At 63.7% G+C, this 24805-nt stretch carries 21 protein-coding genes; 8 read left to right on the top strand and 13 right to left on the bottom strand.

Annotated features, from left to right (window positions below; all coding sequences use genetic code 11):
* Nucleotides 1-153 precede the first annotated feature (153 nt).
* From argF to P9M14_16960, 11 genes are all read right to left on the bottom strand, one after another.
* Nucleotides 154-1059, bottom strand: a complete 906-nt coding sequence (gene argF / locus P9M14_16910; GenBank protein ID MDP8257427.1) for an ornithine carbamoyltransferase — start codon at nucleotides 1057-1059, stop codon at nucleotides 154-156.
* Between the two features lie 9 nt (nucleotides 1060-1068).
* Nucleotides 1069-2436 (bottom strand): ATP-dependent protease ATPase subunit HslU, encoded by a 1368-nt coding sequence (gene hslU, locus P9M14_16915; GenBank protein MDP8257428.1) that lies wholly within the window; start codon nucleotides 2434-2436, stop codon nucleotides 1069-1071.
* On the bottom strand, nucleotides 2436-2972 hold the full coding sequence (gene hslV / locus P9M14_16920) for an ATP-dependent protease subunit HslV (GenBank protein MDP8257429.1): 537 nt from the start codon (nucleotides 2970-2972) through the stop codon (nucleotides 2436-2438). Before hslV ends, hslU begins: the two co-directional genes overlap by 1 nt.
* Nucleotides 2973-3056: 84 nt before the next feature.
* The gene (locus P9M14_16925; GenBank protein MDP8257430.1) at nucleotides 3057-3977 is read right to left on the bottom strand and encodes a tyrosine recombinase XerC; all 921 of its coding nucleotides are present in this window, start codon (nucleotides 3975-3977) and stop codon (nucleotides 3057-3059) included.
* A gap of 7 nt (nucleotides 3978-3984) precedes the next feature.
* Nucleotides 3985-5310, bottom strand: coding sequence for a methylenetetrahydrofolate--tRNA-(uracil(54)-C(5))-methyltransferase (FADH(2)-oxidizing) TrmFO (gene trmFO / locus P9M14_16930; protein MDP8257431.1), 1326 nt, complete (start codon nucleotides 5308-5310; stop codon nucleotides 3985-3987).
* Nucleotides 5311-5317: 7 nt separating this feature from the next.
* On the bottom strand, nucleotides 5318-7753 hold the full coding sequence (gene topA, locus P9M14_16935; GenBank protein ID MDP8257432.1) for a type I DNA topoisomerase: 2436 nt from the start codon (nucleotides 7751-7753) through the stop codon (nucleotides 5318-5320).
* Nucleotides 7750-8949, bottom strand: a complete 1200-nt coding sequence (gene dprA / locus P9M14_16940) for a DNA-processing protein DprA (GenBank protein ID MDP8257433.1) — start codon at nucleotides 8947-8949, stop codon at nucleotides 7750-7752. The genes topA and dprA overlap by 4 nt, the downstream gene beginning before the upstream one ends.
* A gap of 87 nt (nucleotides 8950-9036) precedes the next feature.
* On the bottom strand, nucleotides 9037-10080 hold the full coding sequence (locus P9M14_16945) for a LysM peptidoglycan-binding domain-containing protein (GenBank protein ID MDP8257434.1): 1044 nt from the start codon (nucleotides 10078-10080) through the stop codon (nucleotides 9037-9039).
* A 22-nt stretch (nucleotides 10081-10102) separates the two neighbouring features.
* A complete protein-coding gene (locus tag P9M14_16950) occupies nucleotides 10103-10963 on the bottom strand; it encodes a tetratricopeptide repeat protein (GenBank protein ID MDP8257435.1) in 861 nt (286 codons plus the stop codon).
* Nucleotides 10964-11138: 175 nt separating this feature from the next.
* Nucleotides 11139-12356 carry a serine/threonine-protein kinase gene (locus P9M14_16955; protein ID MDP8257436.1) on the bottom strand — a complete coding sequence of 406 codons (1218 nt, stop codon included), beginning with the start codon at nucleotides 12354-12356 and terminating at the stop codon, nucleotides 11139-11141.
* Between the two features lie 90 nt (nucleotides 12357-12446).
* Complete coding sequence (locus P9M14_16960; GenBank protein ID MDP8257437.1) at nucleotides 12447-14609, bottom strand: C25 family cysteine peptidase; 2163 nt, start codon at nucleotides 14607-14609, stop codon at nucleotides 12447-12449.
* 152 nt (nucleotides 14610-14761) lie between these two features.
* On the opposite strand from P9M14_16960, the gene P9M14_16965 reads away from it, so the two are divergent.
* Complete coding sequence (locus tag P9M14_16965; protein MDP8257438.1) at nucleotides 14762-16255, top strand: radical SAM protein; 1494 nt, start codon at nucleotides 14762-14764, stop codon at nucleotides 16253-16255.
* Here P9M14_16965 and P9M14_16970 read toward each other — a convergent pair.
* Nucleotides 16242-17009, bottom strand: coding sequence for a PAS domain-containing protein (locus tag P9M14_16970; protein ID MDP8257439.1), 768 nt, complete (start codon nucleotides 17007-17009; stop codon nucleotides 16242-16244). The genes P9M14_16965 and P9M14_16970 overlap by 14 nt on opposite strands.
* A gap of 180 nt (nucleotides 17010-17189) precedes the next feature.
* On the opposite strand from P9M14_16970, the gene P9M14_16975 reads away from it, so the two are divergent.
* The 7 genes from P9M14_16975 (at nucleotide 17190) to P9M14_17005 (ending at nucleotide 23690) form a co-directional block, all read left to right on the top strand.
* Entirely contained in the window at nucleotides 17190-17696 is a 507-nt protein-coding gene (locus P9M14_16975) for a flavodoxin (protein ID MDP8257440.1), read from the top strand.
* A 511-nt stretch (nucleotides 17697-18207) separates the two neighbouring features.
* The gene (locus P9M14_16980; protein MDP8257441.1) at nucleotides 18208-18978 is read left to right on the top strand and encodes an MBL fold metallo-hydrolase; all 771 of its coding nucleotides are present in this window, start codon (nucleotides 18208-18210) and stop codon (nucleotides 18976-18978) included.
* A 12-nt stretch (nucleotides 18979-18990) separates the two neighbouring features.
* Nucleotides 18991-20307 carry an adenylosuccinate lyase gene (purB, locus tag P9M14_16985; protein MDP8257442.1) on the top strand — a complete coding sequence of 439 codons (1317 nt, stop codon included), beginning with the start codon at nucleotides 18991-18993 and terminating at the stop codon, nucleotides 20305-20307.
* A complete protein-coding gene (purF, locus tag P9M14_16990; GenBank protein MDP8257443.1) occupies nucleotides 20304-21707 on the top strand; it encodes an amidophosphoribosyltransferase in 1404 nt (467 codons plus the stop codon). Before purB ends, purF begins: the two co-directional genes overlap by 4 nt.
* 12 nt (nucleotides 21708-21719) lie before the next feature.
* Nucleotides 21720-22289 (top strand): orotate phosphoribosyltransferase, encoded by a 570-nt coding sequence (pyrE, locus tag P9M14_16995; protein ID MDP8257444.1) that lies wholly within the window; start codon nucleotides 21720-21722, stop codon nucleotides 22287-22289.
* Nucleotides 22286-22915, top strand: a complete 630-nt coding sequence (locus tag P9M14_17000) for a hypothetical protein (GenBank protein MDP8257445.1) — start codon at nucleotides 22286-22288, stop codon at nucleotides 22913-22915. The genes pyrE and P9M14_17000 overlap by 4 nt, the downstream gene beginning before the upstream one ends.
* A 22-nt stretch (nucleotides 22916-22937) precedes the next feature.
* Nucleotides 22938-23690 carry a hypothetical protein gene (locus P9M14_17005; GenBank protein MDP8257446.1) on the top strand — a complete coding sequence of 251 codons (753 nt, stop codon included), beginning with the start codon at nucleotides 22938-22940 and terminating at the stop codon, nucleotides 23688-23690.
* 411 nt (nucleotides 23691-24101) lie between these two features.
* On the opposite strand, the gene P9M14_17010 is transcribed toward P9M14_17005, so the two are convergent.
* The gene (locus P9M14_17010; GenBank protein MDP8257447.1) at nucleotides 24102-24611 is read right to left on the bottom strand and encodes a hypothetical protein; all 510 of its coding nucleotides are present in this window, start codon (nucleotides 24609-24611) and stop codon (nucleotides 24102-24104) included.
* Nucleotides 24612-24805: the final 194 nt, after the last annotated feature.

Raw genomic sequence — 24805 nt, forward strand, 5'->3', positions numbered from 1 at the left:
GCTCAACCACGTCTTGCAGCGTCTCGCGCAAGATGCGGCCCAGGTCGGCGCGCTCCAGCGTACGCGCGTCGATCCGGTTGAGTACGGTCAGCAGCCGGCTGCCGACCAGCGGCGCGTCCTCGGCGTTGGGCAATTGCGGGCGGCGTTTGGGGCTCATTTAAGCAGATCCGCCAGCAAGGCCTTTTGCACGTGCAGCCTGTTTTCAGCCTCGTCGAACACCGCGGACTGCGGCCCCTCGATGACTGCCTCGCTGACCTCCATTTCGCGATAGGCCGGCAGGCAGTGCAGGAATATCGCCTGGGGCTTGGCCAGCGCCATCAGCGCCTCGTCGACCATGAAGCCCTTGAAAGCCTTGATGCGCTTGGGATCTTTTTTCATGCCCATGCTCACCCAGGTGTCGGTGGCCACCACGTCGGCGTCGCGCGCGGCCTCGTGCGGATCGCGCGTGAGCAGCAGTTTGCCCGGACGATCGGCCTGGGCGCGTTCGAGGATCGCGCGATCCGGATCAAAGCCGCGGGGCACGGCCATCCGCAGTTCGAAACCAAGCCGCGCAGCCGCGTTGATCCAGGAGTTGGTCATGTTGTTGCCGTCGCCGATCCAGGCCACGACCGGTTTGCGGATCGAGCGCAGCCGCTGCTTGATCGTCATCAGGTCGGCCAACACCTGGCAGGGATGCAGCAAATCGGACAGGCCGTTGATTATCGGCACGCTGGAGTATTGGGCAAACTGCTCGAGCACGCTGTGCTCGAAGGTGCGGATCATGATCCCGTCCACCATGCGCGAGAGCACGCGCGCGGTGTCCTTGATCGGCTCGCCTCGTCCAAGTTGTGTGTGCTCCGGCGCCAGGAACAGCGCGTGACCGCCCAGTTGGGTCATCGCCACCTCGAAGCTGACCCGCGTGCGCGTCGAGGGCTTCTCGAAGATCATCGCCAGGCTCTTATCGGCCAGCGCGCGGCTGCGTTTGCCCGCGCAAAGTTCGGCCTTGCCCTTGATCGCCGTGTTGATCAAGCGTTCGATCTGTGTGCCGCTGAGGTCGTACAGCGAGAGGAGGTGTTTCATCGCAATCCTCTAGAGAATATAGCGGGAGAGGTCCTGGTCCTTGAGGATCGGCGCCAAGCGTTCGCGCACCATCTGGCCATCGACCACGAACTTGGCGTTGCCCATCTCCGGCGCGTCGAAGCTCAGCTGTTCGAGCAATTTTTCGAGCACGGTATGCAAACGGCGCGCGCCGATATTCTCGGTGCTGAGGTTGACCTCGGTGGCGATGCGCGCGATCTGGCGGATCGCATCATCCTCAAACTCGAGGGTCACGTCCTCAGTGGCCAGCAGCGCGATGTATTGCTTGATCAGCGCATTGTCCGGTTTGGTCAGGATCTGTACAAAGGCTTCCTCGTCGAGGGTCTGCAGCTCGACGCGGATCGGGAAGCGCCCCTGCAGCTCGGGGATCAGGTCCGAGGGCTTGGCCACGTTGAACGCGCCCGCGGCCACGAAAAGGATGTGGTCGGTTTTAACCATCCCGTACTTGGTGTTGACCGTCGAGCCCTCGATGATCGGCAGCAGGTCGCGCTGTACGCCCTCGCGGCTGACGTCGGGCCCCTGCATTCGGCCGCCTCCGGCCACCTTGTCCAGCTCGTCGACGAAGATGATCCCCGCGTTCTCCACGCGTTCGCGCGCCATGCTCACCACGCGCTCCATGTCGACCAGCTTGGACGCCTCCTCGGCCTGCAGCAGTTGCAGCGCGTCCTTGACGTGCACCTTGCGGCGCTTGGTGCGGCGCGGAAGGATGTTGCCCAGCATGTCGCGGATGTTGATCCCCATGTCCTCCATTCCCGAGGCCCCGAGGATTTCGATCATCGGCATGTTCGACTTGTCCGGCGCGTCGAGCTCGACCTCGCGCTCGTCCATCCGCCCCTCGTGCAGCCAAATGCGGAACTTCTCGCGTGTGGCCTGACGCTCGGCCTCGCTCGGGTCGTGCCCCGGCTCGGGCTCGGGAGGCGCGGCCGAACCGCGGCGGCTTACCGGCGGCAGCAGTAGGTCGAGCACGCGCTCCTCGGCCTGAGCCGCGGCCTTCTCCTGGACCTGCGCGGTCTGCTCGGAGCGCAGCATGCTCACCGCGATCTCCATCAGATCGCGCACCATGCTCTCCACGTCGCGTCCCACGTAGCCGACCTCGGTGAACTTGCTGGCCTCGACCTTGATGAACGGCGCGCCGGAGAGTTTGGCCAGCCGCCGGGCGATCTCGGTTTTGCCCACGCCGGTGGGGCCGATCATGATGATGTTCTTCGGCGCGATCTCCTCGCGCAGCTCAGCGGGCACCATCTGACGCCGTACGCGGTTGCGCAGGGCCACGGCCACGGCGCGCTTGGCGTCGTTCTGGCCGATGATGTAGCGGTCGAGCTCCTCGACTATCTGCCGCGGTGTTAGCGAATCAATCATTAGAGAACCTCGACGTGGATGTTGTCGTTGGTGTAGATGCAGATCTGCGAGGCGATCAGCAGACCCTCGCTTGCGATCTGCTCGGCGCTCATCGGCGTGTGTCGCACCAATGCGCGGGCAGCGGCCAGGGCGTAGGGGCCGCCCGAGCCGATGGAGCAAACGCCGTCGTCAGGCTCGACCACGTCGCCGGTGCCCGAGATCAGGAACGTCGAGTCGGCGTCGGCCACGATCATCAGCGCCTCGAGCCTGCGCAGCACCTTGTCCAGCCGCCATTCCTTGGCCAGCTCCACTGCGGCGCGGGTCAGGTTGCCCGAGTGCTGCTCGAGCTTGGCCTCGAACTTGTCGAACAGCGCGAAGGCGTCGGCCGCGCCGCCGGCGAATCCGACCAGCACCGAGTCGTTGTACAGCCGCCGCACCTTGCGCGCGCCGTGCTTGACGATCGTGTTGCCCAGACTGACCTGACCATCGCCCGCCAGCGCGACTTTATCGTCGATCCTCACGCAGAGGATGGTGGTGGCTTGCATCGTATCGCTCATCTTTTCTCCTCTAATCAACCATCAAGTATAAACCAGCCGCGATCATCAAGCAGCGCCCTGCGGTATGGGCAATCGGCGGCCATTCTACTTCTTTTTCTTTTTACGCGCCCGCGGGTGCGCACTGTCGTAGACCTTGTTCAGCAGATCGAGGCTGACGTGAGTGTAGCGCTGGGTGGTCGAGAGCGAGCTGTGTCCGAGCATCTCCTGGATCGAGCGCAGGTCCGCGCCGCCGTCGAGCAGGTGCGTGGCAAAGCTGTGGCGCAATGAGTGCGGACTGGCGTCGGATGGCAGGCCCGCGGCCAGCAGGCAGCGCTTCATCACCGTGCGCACCCAGCGCTGGCTCAGGCGTGAGCCGCGCAGATTGATGAACAGCGGTTCGCCGTCGGCATCTTCATTGGCACGGGCGCGGATCGGGCCGCGTTGTTCGATCCAATCATCGATCGCGGTCAGCGCCGCGCGGCCCACGGGCACCAGCCGCTCTTTATCGCCCTTGCCGCGCACGCGTACCAACCCAAGATCCGGGTCAACGTCGTGCACATCCAGGCCCACGGCTTCGGCCACGCGCAGACCGCTGGAGTACAGCAGCTCGAGCAGCGCCAAATTGCGCTTGCCCGCCGGAGTCGTGCTGTCGGGCATCGAGAGCAGGCCGAAGACCTGGTCCACGGTCAAGGGCGTGGCCAGCGGATGGTCCTGTTTGGGATTGTGGATGCGCGCCGTGGGGTCGCGGTCGATCACTTCGTGCCGCATGCAGAACTTAAAGAACGAGCGTAGGGCCGCCATGTGGCGCATGCGCGTGGCCTTGCCGCAGCGTTTGCCAAGCTGGGCCAAATAGCGCCGTAGCAGCAGTTCGTCCACCGCGCCCCAGTCCGGCTCCGACTGGTCGTCTTCGCCTGCGATAAATCGCGCCAAGTCATGAAGGTCGCTTTGATAGGAACGCAGCGTGGCCTCGGAGGCCGAGAGTTCGAAGCGTAGATATTCGGCAAAGCGTTCCAGCAGCGGCCACATGCCTACATTATACGGCCAGCAGCGGCTGGACCCAATCGACTGCCCAGCGTTCAATTTCCGCCATCGCGCGGTCGGCCTGGGATTGCTTGCGATCGCGCTTGCGCGTGCCCTGGGGCGGCGGGGGGAACAGGCCGAAGTGGATGTTGCTGGGCTCGAACGGGCGTTCGCGCGCCCCGCTGACGTGCTCGATCAGCGAGCCGAGGGCCGTGGCCCGCGGCGGGGGCGGTAGCTCGATCTCGCGCATTTGCGCCGCGGCGCTCAGTCCGGCGAGCAGGCCCGAGGCGATCGACTCGACGTACCCCTCGACTCCGGTGATCTGTCCGGCAAAGCGCAGTCGCGGCAGCGAGATCAGCCGCTGGCGATCGTCGAGCAACCCCGGGCTGTCCAGGAACGTGTTGCGGTGGATTGAGCCGTAACGCAAGAACTCGGCGTTGCGCAAGGCCGGGATCAGCCGAAACACGCGGTCCTGCTCGGGCCACTTGAGACGGGTCTGGAATCCGACCAGGCTGTAGCATGAGCCTTCGTTATTTTCGCGGCGCAGTTGGACCACGGCGAACGGCCGCGCGTTGCCTCGCGGATCGCTGAGCCCCACCGGCTTGAGCGGCCCGTGGGCCAGGGTCAGCGGTCCGCGCTGGATCATCACCTCGATCGGCAGGCAGCCCTCGAAAAAGCGCGCGTGCTCGAACTCGTGCTGTCGCACGCGATCGGCAACAGCCGCAGCCTCGATGAAGCGTTCGTATTGCTCCTGGTCCAGCGGACAGTTGAGGTAGTCCTCGGGATCGCCGCGGTCGTAACGCGAGGCGTAAAACGCGTGCTCCAGATCGATGCTCGCCGCGTCGACGATCGGGCTGGTGGCGTCGTAGAAGTGCAGCGACTCGCGTCCGCAAAGCGTTGCCACCTGCGCGGCCAGCTCGTCGGAGATCAGCGGACCGGCCGCGATAATCACCGGCCCCTCGGGAATGCACTCCACGTGTTCGCGCTTAAGCTCGATCAGCGGCTGGGCCGCGATCTGTTCCTCCACATGTGTGGAGAGCTGATCGCGGTTCACGGCCAGGGCCGCGCCCGCGGGCACGCGGCAGCGCTCGGCCGAGGCGATCAGCAGCGAGTCCAGGCAACGCAGCTCGGCTTTGAGCAGGCCCGGGCCGCTGACCAGCCGATCGGAGCGCAGCGAGTTGGAGCAGACCAGCTCGGCCAAGCCTTCGCCTGAGTGCGCCGGGGTGCTGCGCTGGGGGCGCTGCTCATAGAGCTTGACGCGTACGCCGGCCCGCGCGGCCTGCCAGGCGGCCTCGCATCCGGCCAGCCCTCCGCCGATGATCGTCAGCGTTGGATGCAAATTCGGCCTACTGTTCTTTAGCGGTCTCTTTAGCGGTTTCGTCAGCGGTTTCTTTAGCGGTCTCGTCAGCGGTCTCGTCGGGTTTGACGTATTCGCAGCCCTCGTTGGGGCAAAATACTACGTCGCTGTCCTTGTCGTATTTCTCGGCCAGCAGCGCATTACCGCACACCGGGCAGGGTCCGGGCAGCGGACGGTGCGGCGTGGTGAACTCGCATTCCGGGTAGTTGGCGCAGCCGTAGAAGCGCTTGCCGCGCCCCTTGGGCCGCTTTTCCTGCAGCTCGCCGCCGCACTCGGGGCAGGGGACTTGCACCGGGATCGGCAGCGTACCCTTGCACTTGGGGAAGCGCGAGCAGGAGTAGAACTTGTTGCCCACGCGCGAGCGCCGGATCAGCATCGCGGCCTCGCAGTCGGGACATTTGACGTCGTCCGGCGCGGGCTCGGGAGCGGACTTGCGTTTGGCCGAAAATGTATTGCGGCACTCGGGGTAGTTCGAGCAGGCGTAGTAGGGGCCGAAGCGTCCCTCGCGCAAGAGCATCGGGCTTTGGCACTTCTCGCATTTGAGGTCTGTTGCCTCGTCGTGCAGTTCGACGATAGCGCCGTTTTCGTCGCGCTTGAAGTTCTTGGTGTTGCTGCATTCGGGGTAGGCGGTGCAGGCCAGGTAATCGCCCTTGCGGCCGAACTTGATCGCCATCGGCGCGCCGCATTTATCACAGGCCACGTCGATCTGGCGCCCTTTGAACTTGAGGTTGGCCATTGCCTCGTCCGCGTGGGACAGGCGCTCGGAAAACGGGCCGTAGAATTCGACGAGCAGGTCGCGCCACTGTTTGCGGCCATCCTCGATCTCGTCCAGGCTCTGTTCCATCTGGGCGGTGAACGCCACGTCGAGCACCTCGGGAAAGGCCTCGATTAAAAGTTCGGTGACCACGCGCCCCAGGTCGGTGGGCGAGAACGAACCCTTGATCCGCAGCACGTACTCCTTGTCGATGATCGTCGAGATGATCGAGGCGTAGGTGCTCGGACGGCCGACCCCGCGCTGCTCGAGCTCGCGGATCAGCGTGCTCTCGGTGAAGCGCGGCGGCGGCTGGGTGAACTTCTGTTCGGCTTGGATGCTGCGGAAATCGAGCGACTGATCCTGCGCCAGCGGGGGCAGCTTGTCGCCGTTGTCTCGATCGTCGCCATCGCCGTTGTCGCGCAGCTCCTGGTAGAGCTTGAGAAATCCGGCGAAGAGCTCGACGCTCCCCTTGGATTGCAGCGTGTAGTCGCCGCAGACGATGTCCGCGGTGGTGAGCAGAAAGCGCGCCGCGGCCATCTGGCTGGCCACGAAGCGGTTGTAGATCAGCGCGTAGAGCTTGAGCTGGTTCGCGTCCAGGCTCTCGCGCAGCGACTCGGGCGTGTTGGCCAGGCTGGTGGGCCGAATCGCCTCGTGCGCCTCCTGGGCGTTTTTGCCCGAGCGGAAGAAGTTGGGCTTCTCAGGCACGAACTCCGGGCCGAAGCTGGCGCCGATGTGCTCGCGCACCTCGGTAATCGCCTCGGGTGCCACGCGCACCGAGTCGGTCCGCATGTAGGTGATCAGTCCCTCGCCGGACTGCACGCCCTCGTACAGGCGCTGGGCGACCGACATGGTCTTGCGCGCGGGAAAACGGAAGCGGCGGTAGGCCTCCTGGGCCAGGCTGCTGGTGATGAACGGCGGCGCCGCATGTCGGCTGGATTCGCGCTGCTGCACCTTGTCTACGCGGTACGATCCGGACTCGAGATACTGACGCACCTGCTCGGCGCGTACGCCGTCGACGATGCGCAGCTTCTCGCCCTGGTACTTAATCAGCTTGGCGCGGAACTCCGGCGGCTGAGCAGCCTCCAGCATCACGTGTACGTTCCAATATTCCTCAGAGACAAAGGCCTCGATTTCGATCTCGCGGTCGACGACAAGCCGCAGCGTTACCGATTGAACGCGCCCGGCGCTCAGGCCGTACTTGACCTTCTTCCACAGCAACGGGCTGATCTGGTAGCCCACCAGCCGATCGAGCACGCGCCGCGCGCGGTGGCTGTCGTACTTGTTCGAGTTCAGTTCCGCGGGGTTGCTCATTCCCTCTTTAATGCCGCGGCGGGTGATCTCGTTGAACAGCACGCGATAGACCTCGCTTCCCTTGGGAAGCTCCTGGGCGATGTGCCAGGCGATGGCCTCGCCCTCGCGGTCGGGGTCGGGCGCCAGGTAGATTTTATCAGCGCTCTTGGCAGCGCGCTTGATCGCGTCCAGATCCTTGCCACGGCCGTGGATCGTCTGGTACTCGGGCTCGAAATGGTTTTCCAGGTCCACGCCCAGGGTCTTCTTGGGCAGATCCTTGACGTGCCCCTTGCTGGCCAACACTATAAATCCCTTGCCCAGCACCTTGCCGATTGTGCGCGCCTTGGCGGGCGACTCGACCACGATCAGGCTCTGTGTCATCGATCCTCCAGGTTGCTTAAGTAAAGGTGGCCCGGCAGCACCCGCACCACACTTTTTATCTCGAGTTCGTAAAGGTTGACCAGCACCTCGTTGCTGGGCATGTCGCAGTCCAGCGCGATCTGGTCCAAGTGCCGCGGCTCGGCGTCGAGGCAGGCGACGATTTTGCTCTGGGCCTCGGAAAGCGTAGGCGGCACGATCGGCGTTGCGCTGCGTCGATGTTTCGCCGGAACGCTCGCTGAGAACTTCAGCGCCTCGAGGATGTCCGCGCCGCTCTCGACCATCCCGGCGCCGTCTTTGATCAGTCGGTGGCAGCCCTGACCGTTGGCGCGGTCGACCATGTGCGGCACGGCGAACACCTCGCGCCCCTGTTCCAGGGCGTAGTTCGCCGTGATCAGCGCGCCGCTGCTTAGACCGGCCTCGACCACGCAGGTCGCCCAGCACAGCCCGGAGATGATCCGGTTGCGCGAGGGGAAGTTGCGACCCTCGGGCTCGACGCCCGGCGGAAAGTCGCTGATCACCGCGCCGTTTAGCGCCACGCGCTGGAACAGCTCCTCGTTCTCGTCGGGGTAGACCACGTCGATGCCGCAACCCAAGACCGCAATCGTGCGGCCGCCGGCGAGCAGCGCGGCCTCGTGGGCCTCGGTGTCCACGCCGCGGGCTCCGCCGCTGACCACGGTCACTCCGGCCAGCGCCAGGTCCGTGGCGATGCTGCGGGCGGTGCGCAGACCGTAGTCGCGGGCCGAACGCGAGCCGACGATCGCCACCGCTCGAGCGTCAGCCTCCTCGAAACTTCCCTTGATCCACAGCAGCGGCGGACGGTCGCGCAGTTGCGTGAGCAGCTCGGGGTACTCCGAGTCGCCCAACAACAGCGGGCGCGCTCCGACCTTCGCCGCAACCCGCAGCGCCTCGCGCGCCGCGCTCAGGTCGGCCGCCTTGCGCAGTTCCTCGATCAACACGGATTTGCAGCGCGGCAGCTTGCGGATCAGTTCGGGCCGATGCTGCGCAGATTGGAACACCGCCGCCGGATCGCCGCAGGCGTCGATCAACTGGCGGTAGGTAACGTTGCCCACGCCCGGCGTCAGGCTCAGCGCCACGGCGTTGAGCGTGCGTAGCTCGAGCGCTGCGGATACTGCTGGGTCGCTGTGTTGCTCGGCGGTCTCCATCGAGGCGCGGTGATACCATCGGATCGGAGCCACAGTCAAGTCGGAGGGGTTGCACGAGGATGAAAAAGGGCGGCGTCGAAATCGACGCCGCCCGATTGGTCTTTGGGATTGCGGGGGAGGTTAGAGCTGGTCGGAGACGATTTTGTCGCCGAGCTCGATCTGTATCAGCGAGTTGGTGATCATCGCGGTGGAGTGCTCATTGCCGACCTTGATCACGATCAGGTTGCCGATGTAATAGTCGGGCACCTTGCGTTTGTTGTTGGCCTCGCGGTAGATCGAGAAACTGTTGCCGATCTCCACGCCTTGCTCGCTGCCCACGTCGATGAACACCGTATTATACTCGGCCTCGACCGTCAGGTTGGTGTCGAAGTAGAAGATCTCGCCGCTGATATCTTTGTCGGTCATGCTCAGCGAGATCTGCAGCGGACGGTCGTCGTATTTCATCAGCATGTGGCCCGGCTCGATCTCTTCAAGCGTATTGCGGATCGCGCCGTAGTACACGTAGCGGTCGCGGTTGTCTTTGTAGACCGCGTCGACCGTTTCCAGTTCGCCTCTGAAGTTGACCAGGTAGCCGCCCTTGATCTTGTCGTCGATGGTGAACACGGCCAGGCGGTCGCCGATCTGGATGTTCTGATCCTGGTCGTAGTCGAACCAGACGCTGTCGTAAGTGCCAAGGATCTTGCGGTCGTCGATGTTCTCGATGATCTCGCCCGAGCCCTTGAGCTTTTCGTCGGAGATGAAGTCGATACGGTTGGCCTGGGTCTTGTACACGAACAACGAATCGAATCCGGGCATCTCCTCAATGTAGATCGGCGGAAGCTTGACCTGCTGCTGAGTGGGGTCGATCTGTTTGCCCTCGGGCGTATGGTAGACGACCTTGACGGTGCTGATCTGCAGCACGTCGCCCGGATAGATCCAGTGCGGGTCCTCGACCTGAGGGTTGAGCTCCCAGATGTCGGGCCATGACCAGGGCTTGGCGTAATAGTTCCCTGCGATATCCCACAGCGTGTCGCCGGACTTAACCGTGTAGCTGACGACTTCGATTTCTTCAGTGATCAGCTGTTCCTGTAATTGCGCCTGACCCATAACCTGGGCTGCGGCGGCGACGGGCAGCAGTGAAATCACGAAGCATAGCGTGGTGATCCACCAGCTCTTGAAGGTCATTAGCAATCCCTCCCTACGGATGCTAGGGCAGGCCTTCCAGCCGCTGTTGAGCCAGCGTGGCCTGCTCCGAGTTCGGGTCTCTTCTGATCAGCAATTCATAAGCCGATCTTGCCCGAACCTTGTTGCCTAGATATTCGTAGCACAATCCGATCTTGAAAAGCGAGCCCTGAATTTGCGAATCGTACCCGAACTTTAACACCTTATCGTATTCGATCAATGCCTGGGACCAGTCCTTGAGCTCGAAGTAGCACTCGCCGAGCAGGAACTGGGCCCGCGGCACGCGGTCCGATTTGGGGAAACCGCGGATCAGGCTGTTGATCTCGAAGATCGCCAGACCGAAGTCGCGCGAGTCGTACAGGGCCCGGGCTTTATCAAAGGCTTGGTCCGCCTGGCCGTCCGAGCTCAGATCGTTCTCACCACCGCTGGCCGGTGCGCAAACCTCGGGCAATGCCGCGCCTTGGGGCGGGGCGCTGATAATCTCGCCCTGATCTGTGGCATTCTCGGTCGAGTTGGCTGAATCGTTTTCGCGGTTGCCCAGTTGAGCCATTGAGATGCCGGCCAAACCCCGCGACCGTTGAGGGTCGATGAATCCGCCGTTGGATTTCGCGGCAGGGGCGGAGCCGCCGATGATCACCTGCGGACGCACGAACTCGCGGTTGAAGCGATCGAGATCCTGGCGGTTGTTCTGCACCGCCTCGTGCAGTACGAGCATCGAGTTGTTCAGCTCCTCAAGGCGGATCGCCAGATTGGCGGTCGTGCGTTGCAGCTCGATCAGCTGAGTCTGTAAGTCCTGGATTTGGCGGGTATAGTCCGAGCGGCTCGTGCAGCCGTACAGCGGCGCGAGTAGTAATAAGCCGACCAATACAAGGCTGTACCTAATCACCGGCCCCGCTTGCCGGCCCGCATTATCGCCGATAATCCGAGCCAAACGCTGTTTTTCGTAATTGGAAGATACGTTGCACCGTGGTGTTTGTCAACAAAAAAAACAATATTAATTAAGTGCGTTATGCAACTTTGTTAAAGCGATGGTTAAGGTCGTGGCCGACCCTTGGCCCGGGCTAGTCGGGCATCATCGAGAGTGCGATGATCGCGGCGCAGACTGCCAGCGCCACGATCAGCACCGCCCAGATCGCCCAGCGCGGCGCGCGTTTTTTTGCGGCCGAATCCGGCGCGGCGGGCTCGAGCTGCGTCTGTTTCTCAACGTCTTGAACATCGGTCGGCAGCTCGTCGGCCGCTTGCGGCGTGTCGGACGAGGTGAGGAATTCGCCGAACAGCTCGCGCGCCTCCTGGTGAACCTCGTCTCCGGTGCGGTCCAGGAACGAACGCGTGGCCGTGTTCGCGTCGGCCGGGGGCTGTTGTTGATCCTGGTCAGCGGGCTGCTGCTCGGGCACGAACATATCGATCGAGTCCTCGCGCTTGGGCTGCTCGGGCTCAGGCTCCGGTTCGGGCTCGGGCTCGGGCTCGGCGATCCGGGGTACGAACGGCTGCAACAGGGTCCAGAACAGGCTCAGGTCGGCCAGCCGCTTTGCCGGGTCGGGCTCGCAGGCCGCGGCCACCAACTCGTCGAGATCCTCGGGAATATCGCCTGAGACCTGACGCGGTCGAGCCGGTCCGCGTCGGTTGATCTGGCCGGTGAGCATCTGCATTAAGATCATGCCCAGGGCGTAGATGTCGGCGCGGCGATCGACGTTGCCGCCGAAGCTCACCGCCTCGGGCGCCATGAAGTGGTAGACGTCGCCCAGCCCCAGCTGGATCGAGGCGAAGCGCGAGAACGGCAGCAGATGCGAGGTGCCGAAGTCGCTGAGCAGGATCTCAAAATCGTCGTCGAGCTCGCCGCGCAGCAGCACGTTTCCCGGCTTGAGGTCGCCGTGCACCTTGTCCGGCGGGATGTTCCAAAGCAGTCGCGCCAAGCGGTCGCAGATTGCCGCGGCCTGCTCCAGGGGCAGCGCACCCTGGGCCTGGGCCAGCAGCCGATCGAGCCCTTGGCCGCTCACCAGCGGCATCAGCACGGCCTTGCGTGTCTCGTGCTGCACAAAGGCCAACGGCGTTACCACCCCCTCGCAGCGCGGAGTCGCCGCGCGCAGCACCTGCTCGATGCGTTCAAGCTCGATCGATTGGGGGATCGTGCGTTCGAGAAACAGCTTGAGCGCCAGGACCGAGCCGTCCTGGGAGTCCTTGACGCGGTAGACCTCGGCCAGGCCGCCGCTGCCGATGTAGCTCAGCACTTCGTAGCGCTGGGCCAGTATGTCACCGGGCGAGTAGCTTCTGGTAATCATGTTTTAATTGTCAGCTATATCGAGGTTTAAGCGTTTTTTAATGTGTCACATCCGCGGTGCGCTGTCCATCTTGCATCATCTTCAATTTTTCTATTGGCAGCCGCACGAGTCGTCGTCATCGTCGTCGTCGCCGCCAACATCGTCGTCGCCGCTGTCGTCATCGTCGTCGTCGCCGCAGCCCTCGTCGATCTCGCCGTTGCAGTTGTTGTCCACGCCGTCGTCGCAGACCTCGTCCGCATCGGGATTGATCGCGGCGTCGCCATCGTCGCAGTCGTCCTGGCAGACCATGAAGCCGTCAAGGTCGAGGTCGACCTCGTCCGCGCCCGGCGCGCCGTCGCAGTCGTTGTCGATCCCGTCGCATTGCTCGGGGTTGCCCGGGAAGCGCAGCGCGTCGCGGTCGTCGCAATCCAGTCCGTCGCACTGCGCGCCGTCGACCCCGTCGTCGTCCCAGTCGCAGTCAAAGAGCATCGGCGTCTGCGGATCGCCGAACAGCAGCAGCTCGTACATCTGGTAGCGCATCATCGTGTTCGGGTCGAGCAGCGCGATGTTGGCCTCGCGGCTGTAGTCGTGGGCCGCGCCGAGCTCGTGGATATCCTCGGTGAACAGCGCGTCGGCAAAGGTCCAGTCGTAGACGCTGCTCGGGCCGTCCAGCCGCCCCTCGAGGTAGAAGCCGTAACGCGAGTTGGCGATGTAGGCAAACGCTCCGGCCCCGGTCTTGTCGGTGAAGTACTCGACGATGCAATCGCCCGAATAGTAGCCGCCGTAGGTCGAACGCGAATCGATCGAGCCCGCGTAACAGCCGTGGGACCAGCCCAGGTAATAGGTGGTGTTGGTCAGGTCGTAAACGTCGGAAGTGTAGAAGGACATGTTGGACGTGACGTTGCTGTGGCCGCAGTGGTTGACCCACTGGTGCTCGTTGCTGTTGATGTTGTTGACGATCGCCGAGTAGCTCAGCGTGCCCAGGTCGGAGTACAGCCGCGTGGCGTCGACCTCGTCCATGTGGTCGTGAATCAGGTTCTTGATGTCGCCGCCGGAGGTGTACGAATCGAGCGTCTCGCCCACGAGCATCACCTTGCGCGGCGCGCCGTTTTGCTCGAAGCCCATGATCTTGGCGATCTGGTTGTTGGCCTCGTCCACCGTGTCCGCGGCAATTCGGCCCACGCTGAGCTCGTACATCAGGTCGACCTCGCCGCCGCCCTCGCCGTCGGTGGGCTCGCCGAACTTATCGTCGCCGTCGAAGTTGTACGAGCCGTCCAGGCAGCCGAAGTACAAATCCGAGGCCATCACCGTCTCGGTGTAGGTCGTGGGGCCGTCGGGGTCGATCCCGGTGACCCACAGCATGCGCATCGGCGCGGTCCAGCCCGCGGGGTTCGAGCCGTCGACATCGCCGACGATCAGCAGAAAGCGCGTGCCCCAGTTGGCGTAGATGTCCTGGGCGAACGCGCGCACCTTGGCCGTGAGGTCCGCGCCGCTGTAGTTGGCCTCCACGTCGGTCAGGGTGTAGACCGTGGCGCTCAGGCCCCAGACCGCGGCCTTAAAGTCGGCCAGCGTCTGCATTGTCGCGGCGAACGAGGCCGGGCAGAGGATCACGTATTCGTACTCCTCGGTCGGCGATTTATCGGCCGCGTACAGCGCCAGGTACGATGGATTGTCCACCAGCCGCGCCAGGGTCTCAAGGTCGGACGCCGATCCGCGAAACGGCATCTGCGGCTCGATCGGCTCGACCGTCCGGGGCGCGGTCTCGATGCTGATATCCATCTGACGGGCGTGGGTCAGTCGGCCGCTGAGCGGCTCGTACTGGGTCGGTTGCAGCCGCAGCGGCAGGATCTGCACGCCGAGTTTGCGCTGCACGTCGAAGACCTCTACCCCTTCGCCGGGGTAGGCGCTTTGGCTTAGGTAGACCGCGGGATCGCGCCAGCGCGGGCCGGGCGTGGCGTCGGTCTCGCCGCAGAGCTTGCGCAACGCTCCCACAGGCGCCAGCTCGAGATCCTGTTCGAGCAACATCACGTCGCCGGGAGTTACGCGCACCGACAGCAGCCGGCTTTGCGGCGGCAGCGCCACGTAGACCGTGCGCACGGGCATCGCGGGTCGACCCGGCACCGCCAGCATTGGCGATTGGGACTCAAGCTCGACGCCCTGGGCGCCGAAGTGCAGTTGCGGCTCGGTAAAGCTGTAGCTCAAATTGATTGTGGCGGCCGCAGCGGGCACGGAGAGCGTCGCGATCAGCGCGGTCAGCAGCAGTAGACGTCGCATGTTCACTCCATGGGTTTGTCTCGCAGAAAATAGCACCTCGCGCGTTTGGAAAAAAGATGCCGCGCGCGCGGAGCGCTGAAAGTTTTTACGTTACGCAATTGCATGTATCCGGGTGATGTATTTATAGTCTGCCTCTATTTGGGAGTAGGGACTTGGCCAAGATTATCTTGATTCAATCATCGTCGGACTATCCGGAGCGGGTGGTCAGTCAGCCCATCGGGCTGATGAGCGTGGCGGCCTGCCTGCGCCAGGTCGGGCACCAGGTATCGATCTACGACGACAACTTGCTCGACCAAGGTCCGCAGGCCGCAGCCGCAATGGTGGCGCGCGAACGGCCGGACGTGGTCGGCCTGACCGCGGTGAGCATCGAGATGCCGTTCGTGCATCGCGCGGCCACGGCGATCAAAGACCGGGTTCCCGGGCTGCCGCTGGTGATCGGCGGGGCCCACGCCACGGGCGATCCGCTGCGCACGCTGGCCGATCCCAACATCGACTACGTGGTGGTGGGCGAGGGCGAACGGACTTTCGTCGAGCTGGTCCAGACCTTGGGGCGCGGGGGCGATCCGCAGCAGGTGCCGGGGTTGGCCCTGCGCAGCGACGGGCTGCCGCTGTTGACCGCGGAGCGCGTGCCGATCGAGGACCTCGACGCATTGCCCTTGCCCGCATATGAGCTGATCAACGTGCCGGCCTACTTCGACGTGTTTCGTTCGAGCATCCTGTTCAAACGCCGCGAGCACATGGCGCTGTTTACATCGCGCTCGTGCCCCTACAAGTGCATCTATTGCTTCTCGGTCACTGGCGGCAAATACCGCGTGCGTTCGGCCGAGGCCGTGGTCGAGGAGATCGACTATCTGGTCGCCGAGTACGGCATTCGCGAGGTGGCGTTCCAGGACGAGGTGTTCAACCTACAGCCCGAGCGGGTCAAGGCGATCTGTCGGCTGCTGATCGATCGGCCCTACCGCGTGGCGATCTCGCTGGTCTCCGGCGTACGCGGCGACATCCTCGACCGCGAGACCGTGCGGCTGCTGGCGCGCGCCGGAGTTTACCGCACGGCGTTCGGCATTGAGAGCGCCAGCCCGCGGATACAACGCGAGATCCGCAAGAATGTGGACCTCGAGCGGCTGACCGAGGCTGTGCACTGGTTCCACGACGAGGGCGTGATCTGCCACGGATTTTTCATGATCGGCCTGCCCGGCGAGACCCAAGAGGAGGCGCGCAGCACAATCAAGATGTCCTGCGAGCTGCCGCTGGACTCGGCCGGATTCGCCAATCCAGTGCCGATGGTCGGCTCGAGCTGGTACAAACAGATCGTGGCCCAAGCCGGTACCGAGGCCGTAGTCGAATACAACCAGACCTACCACCATTCGGCCACCAACTACTCGGCGATGGACGACGTGACCCTCGAGCGCATGCGCCGATTGGCCTATCGCAGGTTTTGGCTGGGCAATTTGCGCGTCCTGCGGTTGCTGTTCAAGGTTCCGCTGAGCCTCAAGCTCTATTCCAAGCTGGCGCGCGCCGCGCTCTACCGCTTTTTCCCGCAGCTTTCGGCGATCAAGGTCGAGGCGCCGGCCGCAACGGCTGCTGCTGCTGATTTAGTGAGTAACGGACCGCAGCCGGTCCCCGCCGCGACGATCAGTCCCGACTGACCTTTCCGCGTTCCGATATATCCTGGACAAAACCGTCGATCCACTTGACGTGGCCTTGATCGTCCAGGCAGGGGTGCGAGGTGCACAAGACCTTGAGCAGCGAGCCGTCCTTGCGACGCAGACGCAGCCGCTTATCGCGCACTTCGTCGTTGAGCATCACTTCCTCGACCGCCAACTTGCGCTCCAGCGGATTTTCGTAGAGCTCGGACACGGGCATGCGCTTGAGCTCCTCGGCCGAGCCGTAACCCAGCATCCGCGCCAACGAACGATTGGCGTAGAGGTAGCGGCCCGTGGGGCCGGGGGTCGTGCGATAGATGCCCAGGCTGATGTTGTCCATCAGCGAGCTGAACATCTGTTGGATGTCGTCCAGGCGGCCCTGCAGTTCGTGTTGGCTGCTCACGTCGCGGGCGATGATCGTCCCGCCGCAGATAAAGCCATGTTCGTCGTGGATCGGGCCGGAGCTGACCAAGACCGGCACCTCGGCGCCCGAGCGGGTTTTGAATTGCGTCTCGAAATCGTGGATCGGTTCCGCCGGAGGCAGCTCATTATCCCCAAGTTTTGAGCCGGACAAAATCAGCCCCAGATAGGCCACGCACAGCTCGTCCCGGGTATAGCCCAGCATTAATTCCGCTGCCTCGTTGGCCGCGACGATCGCCCCCTGGGTGTCGATCACCAGCAGCGTGTCGGGGCACGAATCGATCAGCGCGTCGACCACGCGCTCGGGTAGGGTGTCGAGTAAATCGTGTAGAGCCATAAAAAATTACAATCGGACGCGGCCGGACGATTGTCAAGCGTTGGGCAACGCTGGGCCGCGGCGGAAGCTCGATCAATAATCTGGGTTTAAAGCACAAACCCTGATTTAGATCATTCCATTGCCGGGCCGATCGCTTTTAACTGGCCGCATGAGAGCCAGGACCCCCCGCAGGAGAAACGGATGGCAAGCATCGGCATCCTTTACGGATCGATGAGCTTCAATACGCGCAAGGCAGCGCTGCTGATCAAGAACATGCTTAACAACGGCAGCAACGTGCACGATATCGCCGATTGCACGGCCGAGGACTTGTTGGAGTACCAGACCCTGATAGTCGGTACCTCGACCTGGGGCTTCGGCGACCCGCAGCCGGATTTGGAGGAATTCCTGCCCCAATTGCAAAAGCTCGACCTGCAGGGCAAGAAGGTCGCGCTGTTCGGCGTGGGAGACCAGCGGGCCTACCCCGACTCGTTCGTCAACGGACTGCGACCGCTGTACGAGGCGCTCCTTGCATGCGGAGCCGAGGTGATCGGCCGTTGGTCCGCCGAAGGCTATGATTTCATCCACTCGACGGCCTTGGAGGACGGGCGCTTTATCGGCCTGGTTCTCGACGAGGACAACCAATCTTCGATGACCGTCGAGCGGGTCCGAGCCTGGGTCGAGCAGCTGCGCGTTGAGCTCGGACTGTGAGCATCGATGATCCGCCCCCCAACAGAGAAGTGGGGGAGATAATAATGTTGGATAACATTATTTAGTAGGCGCGAGCAGGGCATTGGCGAGTGGTTTTCATAAACTACTCACCTTGCCACCTCCCCCAATGTTTCTACGCGGAAAAGGTCGTGGCGCTACGACCAGCGAACTACGCGAGTTTTGTGGCACCTCTAAGGTGCCGCGAGTTTCGCTGCGGCTCCAAGCCGCCAAAGATCGTTTTAACGATCTTTACCCTCCCTCCCCGATCTTTGGTCGCGGAGTGGATCGTTGGATTACGACCAGCGAACTACGCGAGTTTTGTGGCACCTCTAAGGTGCCGCGAGTTTTGTGGCGGCTCTAAGCCGCCCGGGCGCGGGGTGGGTCGTGGCATTACAACCAGCGTACTGCGCAAGCCGTGGCGCAGATCTATTGCGGCCCTGACGGGCGTCTGCTAATTTAGCTTTTTCCCAGACGCATCATCGATGTGGGCTGACATCCTACCGGGTACCTGATGAAAATCTCAGTCTTAGCCAGCGGCAGCAAGGGCAACTCGACCTATATCCAGAGCCAGGGCGTGCGGCTGCTGGTCGACGCCGGGCTGACGTTAAAGGAACTGACCGTGCGCTTGGCGCAGTGTGGAGCTGACCCTGCGGATCTGGACGGCGTGTTCGTAACCCACGAGCACATCGACCATCTGCGCGGCGTGGGGCCGCTGGCACGCAAGCACAATGTGCCGGTCTTTGCTGCCCAGCCGGTGCTGGACCGTCTGCGCAGTCAGGGACGGATTCCCGAGCCGCGGCGGATTCGTTCGGGAGTTGAGGTCAACGTCGGGCCGTTGAGTGTGCGGCCGTTTCCAATCAGCCACGATGCCAACGAGCCGCTGGGCTACGTGCTGGCGAGCAATGGATTTAAACTGGGCTACGCCACGGATCTGGGCATTGCCACCAAACTGGTGGCGCACCATCTGGCCGGCTGCGACGCGCTGGTGCTGGAGAGCAACCACGATCCGCAGATGCTGCTCGACGGGCCGTATCCGCCCGATCTCAAGGCGCGGATCAAGGGGCGTCGCGGGCATCTGTCCAACCAGCAGAGCGCCGAGCTTTTGGTCTCGCTGTTGCACGATCGGCTGCGCTGGGTGTTTCTGGCGCACCTGAGCGAGGAGAACAACAAGCCCGAGCTGGCCCTGGCCTGCGCGCGGCGTAGCGTGGCCGGACTGTGTTGCCCGGAGTTGACAATCGTGGCCGCCGACCAGCACCGGCCAACCGAGCTGATCGAGTTATAAGGGGGGAAGTCTGTGATCCCACGTTATTCACGCGAGAAAATGGCCGGGATCTGGACCGACAAGTCGCGGTTCGATATCTGGTTCGAGATCGAGCTCGCAGCCCTTGAGGCGATGGCCGCCGAGGGGATCGTACCCGCAGCGGCCTGGGAGCAGGTCCGTAGCGAGGCGGTGGAGGTCCGGATCGACCCCGAGCGCATTCTCGAGATCGAGGCGCGCACGCGGCACGACGTGGTGGCGTTCATCTGGCACATCGGCGAGCAGATGGGCGAGGGCCGGCGTTGGCTGCACTTTGGCATGACCAGCTCCGATGTGCTGGACACCTGCTACGCGATCCAGATTTGCCGTTGTGCGGATATTCTGCTGGACGATCTGGAGCAGTTGGCCGCGGCGCTCAAGGAGCGCGCCTTGGAGCACAAGCAGACGCTGATGATCGGCCGCAGCCACGGGATTCACGCCGAGCCGATCACCCTGGGGCTCAAGCTGGCGATCTGGTACGACGAGACCCGGCGCAACATCGAGCGGCTGCGGGCCGCACGCAAGAGCATGGCCGTGGGCAAGCTCAGCGGAGCGGTGGGCACCTTCGCCCATCTGCCGCCGCAGGTCGAGGCCCGGGTCTGCGCCAAGCTCGGGCTCGATCCGGCTCCGGCCTCGAACCAGATCGTACAGCGCGACCGGCACGCGCAGTTCTTCACCACCCTGGCGGTGATCGGCGGCACCATGGAAAAGATCGCCACCGAGATCCGCCATCTGCAACGCACCGAGGTCTACGAGGCTGAGGAGCCGTTCGCCGTGGGCCAGACCGGCAGCTCGGCCATGCCGCACAAGCGCAACCCGATCCGCTCGGAGAACCTGTGCGGCATCGCGCGACTGATGCGCTCCTATGCAATGGCCGCGTTGGAGAATCAGGCGTTGTGGCACGAGCGCGATATCAGTCACAGCTCGGTCGAGCGCATGATCGGGCCCGACGCCACCGTGACCCTGGATTTCGGCCTCGACCGGCTCGCCCGGCTGATCCGCGGCTGGGTGATCTACCCCGAGCGCATGAAGCGCAACCTCGCGCTGATGGGCGGGCTGGAGGCCAGCCAGTCGCTGCTGCTGATGCTGGCGCAAAAGGGGCTGCCGCGCGACGAGGCTTACAAGCTGGTGCAACGCAACGCGATGCAGGTTTGGGAGCAGGGGGCCGACTTTAAAAAGACGTTGCTCGCCGACGCTGAGCTGATTGGGCACATCGGGGTCGAGGCGATCGAGCAGGCGTTGGACATCGGGCGTCACACGCGCTACGTGGACGAGATCTTCGCGCGTGTCTTCGGCGCGCAGGAGGCCGATTGAACGACGACCGTTTTCACGACGAGTGCGGCGTGATCGGGATCTACGGCCATCCCGAGGCTTCCAAGCTGGCCTACCTCGGACTCTACGCCCTGCAGCACCGCGGCCAGGAGAGCGCGGGGATCGCGGCCTACAACGGCAAGCGGGTCGAGCTGCACCGCGGAATGGGGCTGGTCAACGAGGTCTTCGACGACCAGGCGCTGGCCGCACTGCCCGGTTCGACGGCTATCGGCCACGTGCGCTATTCGACCTACGGCCAGAGCGTAGCGGCCAACGTCCAGCCGCTGGCGGTCGATTATGCGCGCGGCTATCTGGCAATCGCGCACAACGGCAGCCTGGTCAACGCCGGACGAATCCGCGAACATCTCGAGCGCGAGGGCTCGATCTTCCGCACCAGCACCGACACCGAGGTGCTGGCGCATTTGATCGCCTCGAGCCGCGCCGACGGGTTTCTCGGCCGGCTGCTCGACGCGCTGAGCCGCGTGCACGGCGCGTACTCGCAGACGATCATCACCGAGCAGATGCTGATCGGCGTGCGCGACCCGCTGGGCTTCCGGCCGCTGGTGCTGGGCCGCCGCAGCGACCGCACCTGGGTGCTGGCCTCCGAGACCTGCGCCCTGGACCTGATCGAGGCCGACTTCGTGCGCGAGGTGGAGCCCGGCGAAATCGTAATCATCCACCAGGGCGACCTGCACTCGTACTTCCCGTTTCCCAAGCAGCGGCTGCGGCAGTGCGTGTTCGAGTACGTCTACTTCGCGCGACCCGACTCGTTCATCTTCGGCCACGACGTCTACGACGTGCGGCGCAGGATGGGACATCAACTGGCGTTGGAGCAACCGGCGGAGGCCGACGTGGTGTTCTGCGTGCCCGACTCGGGCGCGACCGCGGCCCTGGGCTACGCCGAGCAGCTCGGGATGCCGCTGAGCAACGGCCTGATCCGCAACCACTACGTGGGCCGCACGTTCATCGAGCCCGCGCAGTCGATCCGCCACTTCGGCGTCAAGGTCAAGCTCAACCCGATCCGCGCCGTGATCAAGGGACGGCGCTGCGTGGTGATCGACGACTCGATCGTGCGCGGCACCACCATGCGCAAGATCGTGCGCATGATTCGCGCGGCCGGCGCGACCGAGGTCCACTTGCGGATCTCGAGCCCGCCGACCGTCGGCCAGTGCCACTACGGCATCGACACCCCGACCCGCGAGGAGCTGATCGCCGCGCGGCTCGACCTGGAGGGAATCCGCGAGTTTATCGGCGCCGACAGTCTGGGCTACCTCTCGATCGAGGGCATGCTTGCAGCCATCGGCGACAACCAAGACGACTTCTGCTGCGCCTGCTTCAACCACGACTATCCGATCGAGCCCGAGAAAGAGGGCTCGCGCAGGCAGATGACGCTTTTCGACTGACGGGTTATAACAATGGACATGAAGATCGACGTACGGCAACTAAAACAAGAGCTGGTCGAGCTGGTGCGCGAGCGCAGCTACGAGCAACGACGCGTGGTCTTGGCCTCGGGCCGCGAGTCGGACTTCTACTTCGACGGCAAGCAGACCACGCTGCACCCGCGCGGCGCCTACCTGGTCGGCACGCTGCTGTTCGAGCAGCTCAAGCTCGGACCGGCGGTGCAGGCCGTGGGCGGCCCGACTCTCGGGGCCGACCCGATGGTCGCTTCGCTGGCGCTGGTCAGCTCGCTGCGCGACGAGCCGATCCCGGCGTTCATCGTGCGCAAGGAGCCCAAGGGGCACGGCACCATGTCCTGGATCGAGGGCGGCAAGAACATCCCGGATGGCGCGCAGGTCGCAGTGGTCGAGGACGTCGTCACCACCGGCGGCTCCACGCTCAAGGCCATCGGCCACATTGAGGATGCCGGATTTAAGGTGCTGCGCGTGATTTGCCTGGTCGACCGCCAGGAGGGCGGAGCGGAGAACCTGGCGCAGCACGGCTACAAGCTCGAGCCGCTGCTGACCCGCGAGGAGGTTGCCCGATGAAGCGCCGACTGATTGCGCTGGCGGTTGCGCTGCTGCTCGCGGCCCTGGCCGTGGGCTGCTCCAAAAACGTGGACCTGGAACGCAGCTACCGGGGCACGCGCGGTTCGTACTTCTCGATGCTGCAAAACTGGACCCGCGGCGACAAGGTCTACGACGGTCTGGACTGCGTGCTGCAGGCGCGGGCCACCCTGATCAGCGAGCCGATGGAAACGGCGCTCAACGCCGAGCGTGCGCGTAGCCACGGCCCGGCCAAGGGCGTCTCCGCGCCCGAACGCGACGTGCTGGGCGTGGCCGTGCGGCCCGAGCTGCAGCTGGTGATGCTGGCGCTGTACACCCAGAAAAGCGCGGCCAACGACATCGCGCGTCAGCCCTCGAGCTGGAGCGTGTGGCTGCAAAACGAACGCGGCGTCACGGTCCAGGCCGAGTCGATCATCCCGGTCAAGGTTCGGCCCGAGGAGCTGCGCGAGCTGTTCCCGTATCTCGACGGCTGGAGCACCCCGTACCTGGTGCTGTTCCCGGCCCAAGACGATCAGGGCGCGGCACTGTGGGACGAGCAGACCGCAACGCTCGACTGCATTGTCAGCGGACCCATCGGCCGTGCCCAAATGACCTGGCGCTTTAAATAGCAAAACAGAGGACAATACAGCGGTGAGATCGAGATTCCTGGTTCTTGGGCTATTCATCGGCACGCCCATCGGCTTTTTAGCCCTGGCGGTCTTTTGCACGATCTCGCTGTCCATGAGCGAGGGGCGCGCGGCGATGCACGCGCTGAACTTTCTCGGACTGCTGTTCGCCGTGGGCGGCCTGGTGTTCAGCGCCTTCTGGGCCTTGGAGCTGGCGCGCATGGGGCGCAGCCACATGCGGCTGGTGTTCACCTCCGACGAGCTGGAGCATGAGCTGGTCGAGCTGGCCGCACGCGAGTTGCTCCACGAGGAAGCCAAGCAACTGCTTGACCAGGCCAAGGCCGATGTGGCCCAGCTGCGCTCGTATCGCTACAACACCTTGCAGAGCTTCCTGATCAGCCACGCGGCGCATTTGCTGCGCGACCGGCTGAACCTGCTGGCGCGCATCGAGCGCGAGGCCAAGATCAGACAGGCCAAACAGACCGAGCAGGCCAAGAAGGCCAAAATCCAGGCTCAGCAGGAAAAAGCAGAGGACGCCTCACCATCGAGCGTGGGCTATCGCGGGGCCCTGATTATCGAAGATATCCCCGGCGAGGGCGAGCTGCTCAAGGAAGTCCGCGCCCAGATCGAGAGCGTCGATGCGCTGTCCGAGGCAATGAAAATGGTCAACGCCTTTGAGCAACAGCTCGAGACGGACGCCTCCCTGGACCCTGATACGCGCGCGGGGCTGGTCAAGAAGATCAAAGACGAGATGTACGGCCGCTACTACGAGAAGTAGGGCGGGCTAGCGCACACAGCGCGTGTGCCCGTTGTGGTTGACGTTGCTCATGTCCACCGAGCCCAAATCGAAATTGACGAGCCACGCCTGGTCGTCCAGGTCCACGACAGTGGAACCCGACCAATAGGCTTGGCCGTCATTGGGCAGTTCCAGAGGCCCGTAATTGCCGCCGTTGGGTCCTTCGCTTTGACATGGATAGCACGCCTCATCCTGGCAATCGGAATCCAGACACTCGTCCGTTATCCCGCACGCTCCGCCGGTCTGTGTGGCCTCGCACGTGACGCTCGTTGAAGACTATGACGTGATCGAGTAATTCGTTGATTCCATTGACGGACGAGTTTTGGCGAGGGACAGGTTATTTTTCCGTTTCGTCGCCATTCGCCTCTTTCTCTTTGGCTTCCTTCACGCGGGTCAGCAGCGCCACGGCCCATTCGGCGGGTGTGGTCTGCGGACCGCTGCTCGTGTCGCGCTGCGCTCGCGTGGTCTTGAGCGATTCGAGTTGCTTACGCAGCAGCACGTCGAACTCGCCGATAGCGCCTTGCCCTCGATGGCGCGATACCACCGCGTGAAGTAAAAAGCCGCCATCGCTGCCTGAATCTGGTCGGTGGATTTGTTGAGATCGAAGTCGTGGCGGATCGCTTCGAGGGTCCGGTCGAATAGCTCCTGGTCCTGCTCGTCGAGAATGCGCTTCACGTAAGCCCCGTGGATCAGGCCGTTGAGGTTGCCGCGCAGTTTTTCAGGCGGCGCGCCGCCATGATTCTTCGGGTTCGCACCGTGCATGCGGCAGACCGTGTAGCCTTCCACGGCGGGATGGGTGCAGCGCTGCCCATTTTTCTTCGTGCGGGCCGTGCAGCGCGTCACGTGGTGACCGAAACTGTCGACCCAATCCTGCTCCGCTGGTAAATTCTGCTTGGAAGCCACTATTTCCACCTCTCACTTCTGGGATCGCCCGCCGCCAAATCGCCGACCGGCGCGAGGCCGCTTACCCGTACATCGAGGTCTTCTACAATGGCAAACGCAAACACTCGACCAATGGCAACCTGAGCCCGGTCGAATACGAAAGACGTTTCGAATGTCAGGCTGCTATGGCAGCATAAGAGAACCGTCCACTAAAC

It is taken from the genome of Candidatus Alcyoniella australis (assembly GCA_030765605.1).
In the GTDB taxonomy this organism is placed as follows: Bacteria; Lernaellota; Lernaellaia; order JAVCCG01; family Alcyoniellaceae; genus Alcyoniella; species Alcyoniella australis.

Excerpts from the sequence above, each read along its gene's own strand:
- argF (MDP8257427.1), bottom strand. The coding sequence starts at position 1,059 with ATGAAACACCTCCTCTCGCTGTACGACCTCAGCGGCACACAGATCGAA.
- hslU (MDP8257428.1), bottom strand. The coding sequence starts at position 2,436 with ATGATTGATTCGCTAACACCGCGGCAGATAGTCGAGGAGCTCGACCGC.
- hslV (MDP8257429.1), bottom strand. The coding sequence starts at position 2,972 with ATGAGCGATACGATGCAAGCCACCACCATCCTCTGCGTGAGGATCGAC.
- P9M14_16925 (MDP8257430.1), bottom strand. The coding sequence starts at position 3,977 with ATGTGGCCGCTGCTGGAACGCTTTGCCGAATATCTACGCTTCGAACTC.
- topA (MDP8257432.1), bottom strand. The coding sequence starts at position 7,753 with ATGACACAGAGCCTGATCGTGGTCGAGTCGCCCGCCAAGGCGCGCACA.
- P9M14_16945 (MDP8257434.1), bottom strand. The coding sequence starts at position 10,080 with ATGACCTTCAAGAGCTGGTGGATCACCACGCTATGCTTCGTGATTTCA.
- P9M14_16955 (MDP8257436.1), bottom strand. The coding sequence starts at position 12,356 with ATGATTACCAGAAGCTACTCGCCCGGTGACATACTGGCCCAGCGCTAC.
- P9M14_16960 (MDP8257437.1), bottom strand. The coding sequence starts at position 14,609 with ATGCGACGTCTACTGCTGCTGACCGCGCTGATCGCGACGCTCTCCGTG.
- P9M14_16970 (MDP8257439.1), bottom strand. The coding sequence starts at position 17,009 with ATGGCTCTACACGATTTACTCGACACCCTACCCGAGCGCGTGGTCGAC.
- P9M14_16975 (MDP8257440.1), top strand. The coding sequence starts at position 17,190 with ATGGCAAGCATCGGCATCCTTTACGGATCGATGAGCTTCAATACGCGC.
- P9M14_16980 (MDP8257441.1), top strand. The coding sequence starts at position 18,208 with ATGAAAATCTCAGTCTTAGCCAGCGGCAGCAAGGGCAACTCGACCTAT.
- pyrE (MDP8257444.1), top strand. The coding sequence starts at position 21,720 with ATGGACATGAAGATCGACGTACGGCAACTAAAACAAGAGCTGGTCGAG.
- P9M14_17000 (MDP8257445.1), top strand. The coding sequence starts at position 22,286 with ATGAAGCGCCGACTGATTGCGCTGGCGGTTGCGCTGCTGCTCGCGGCC.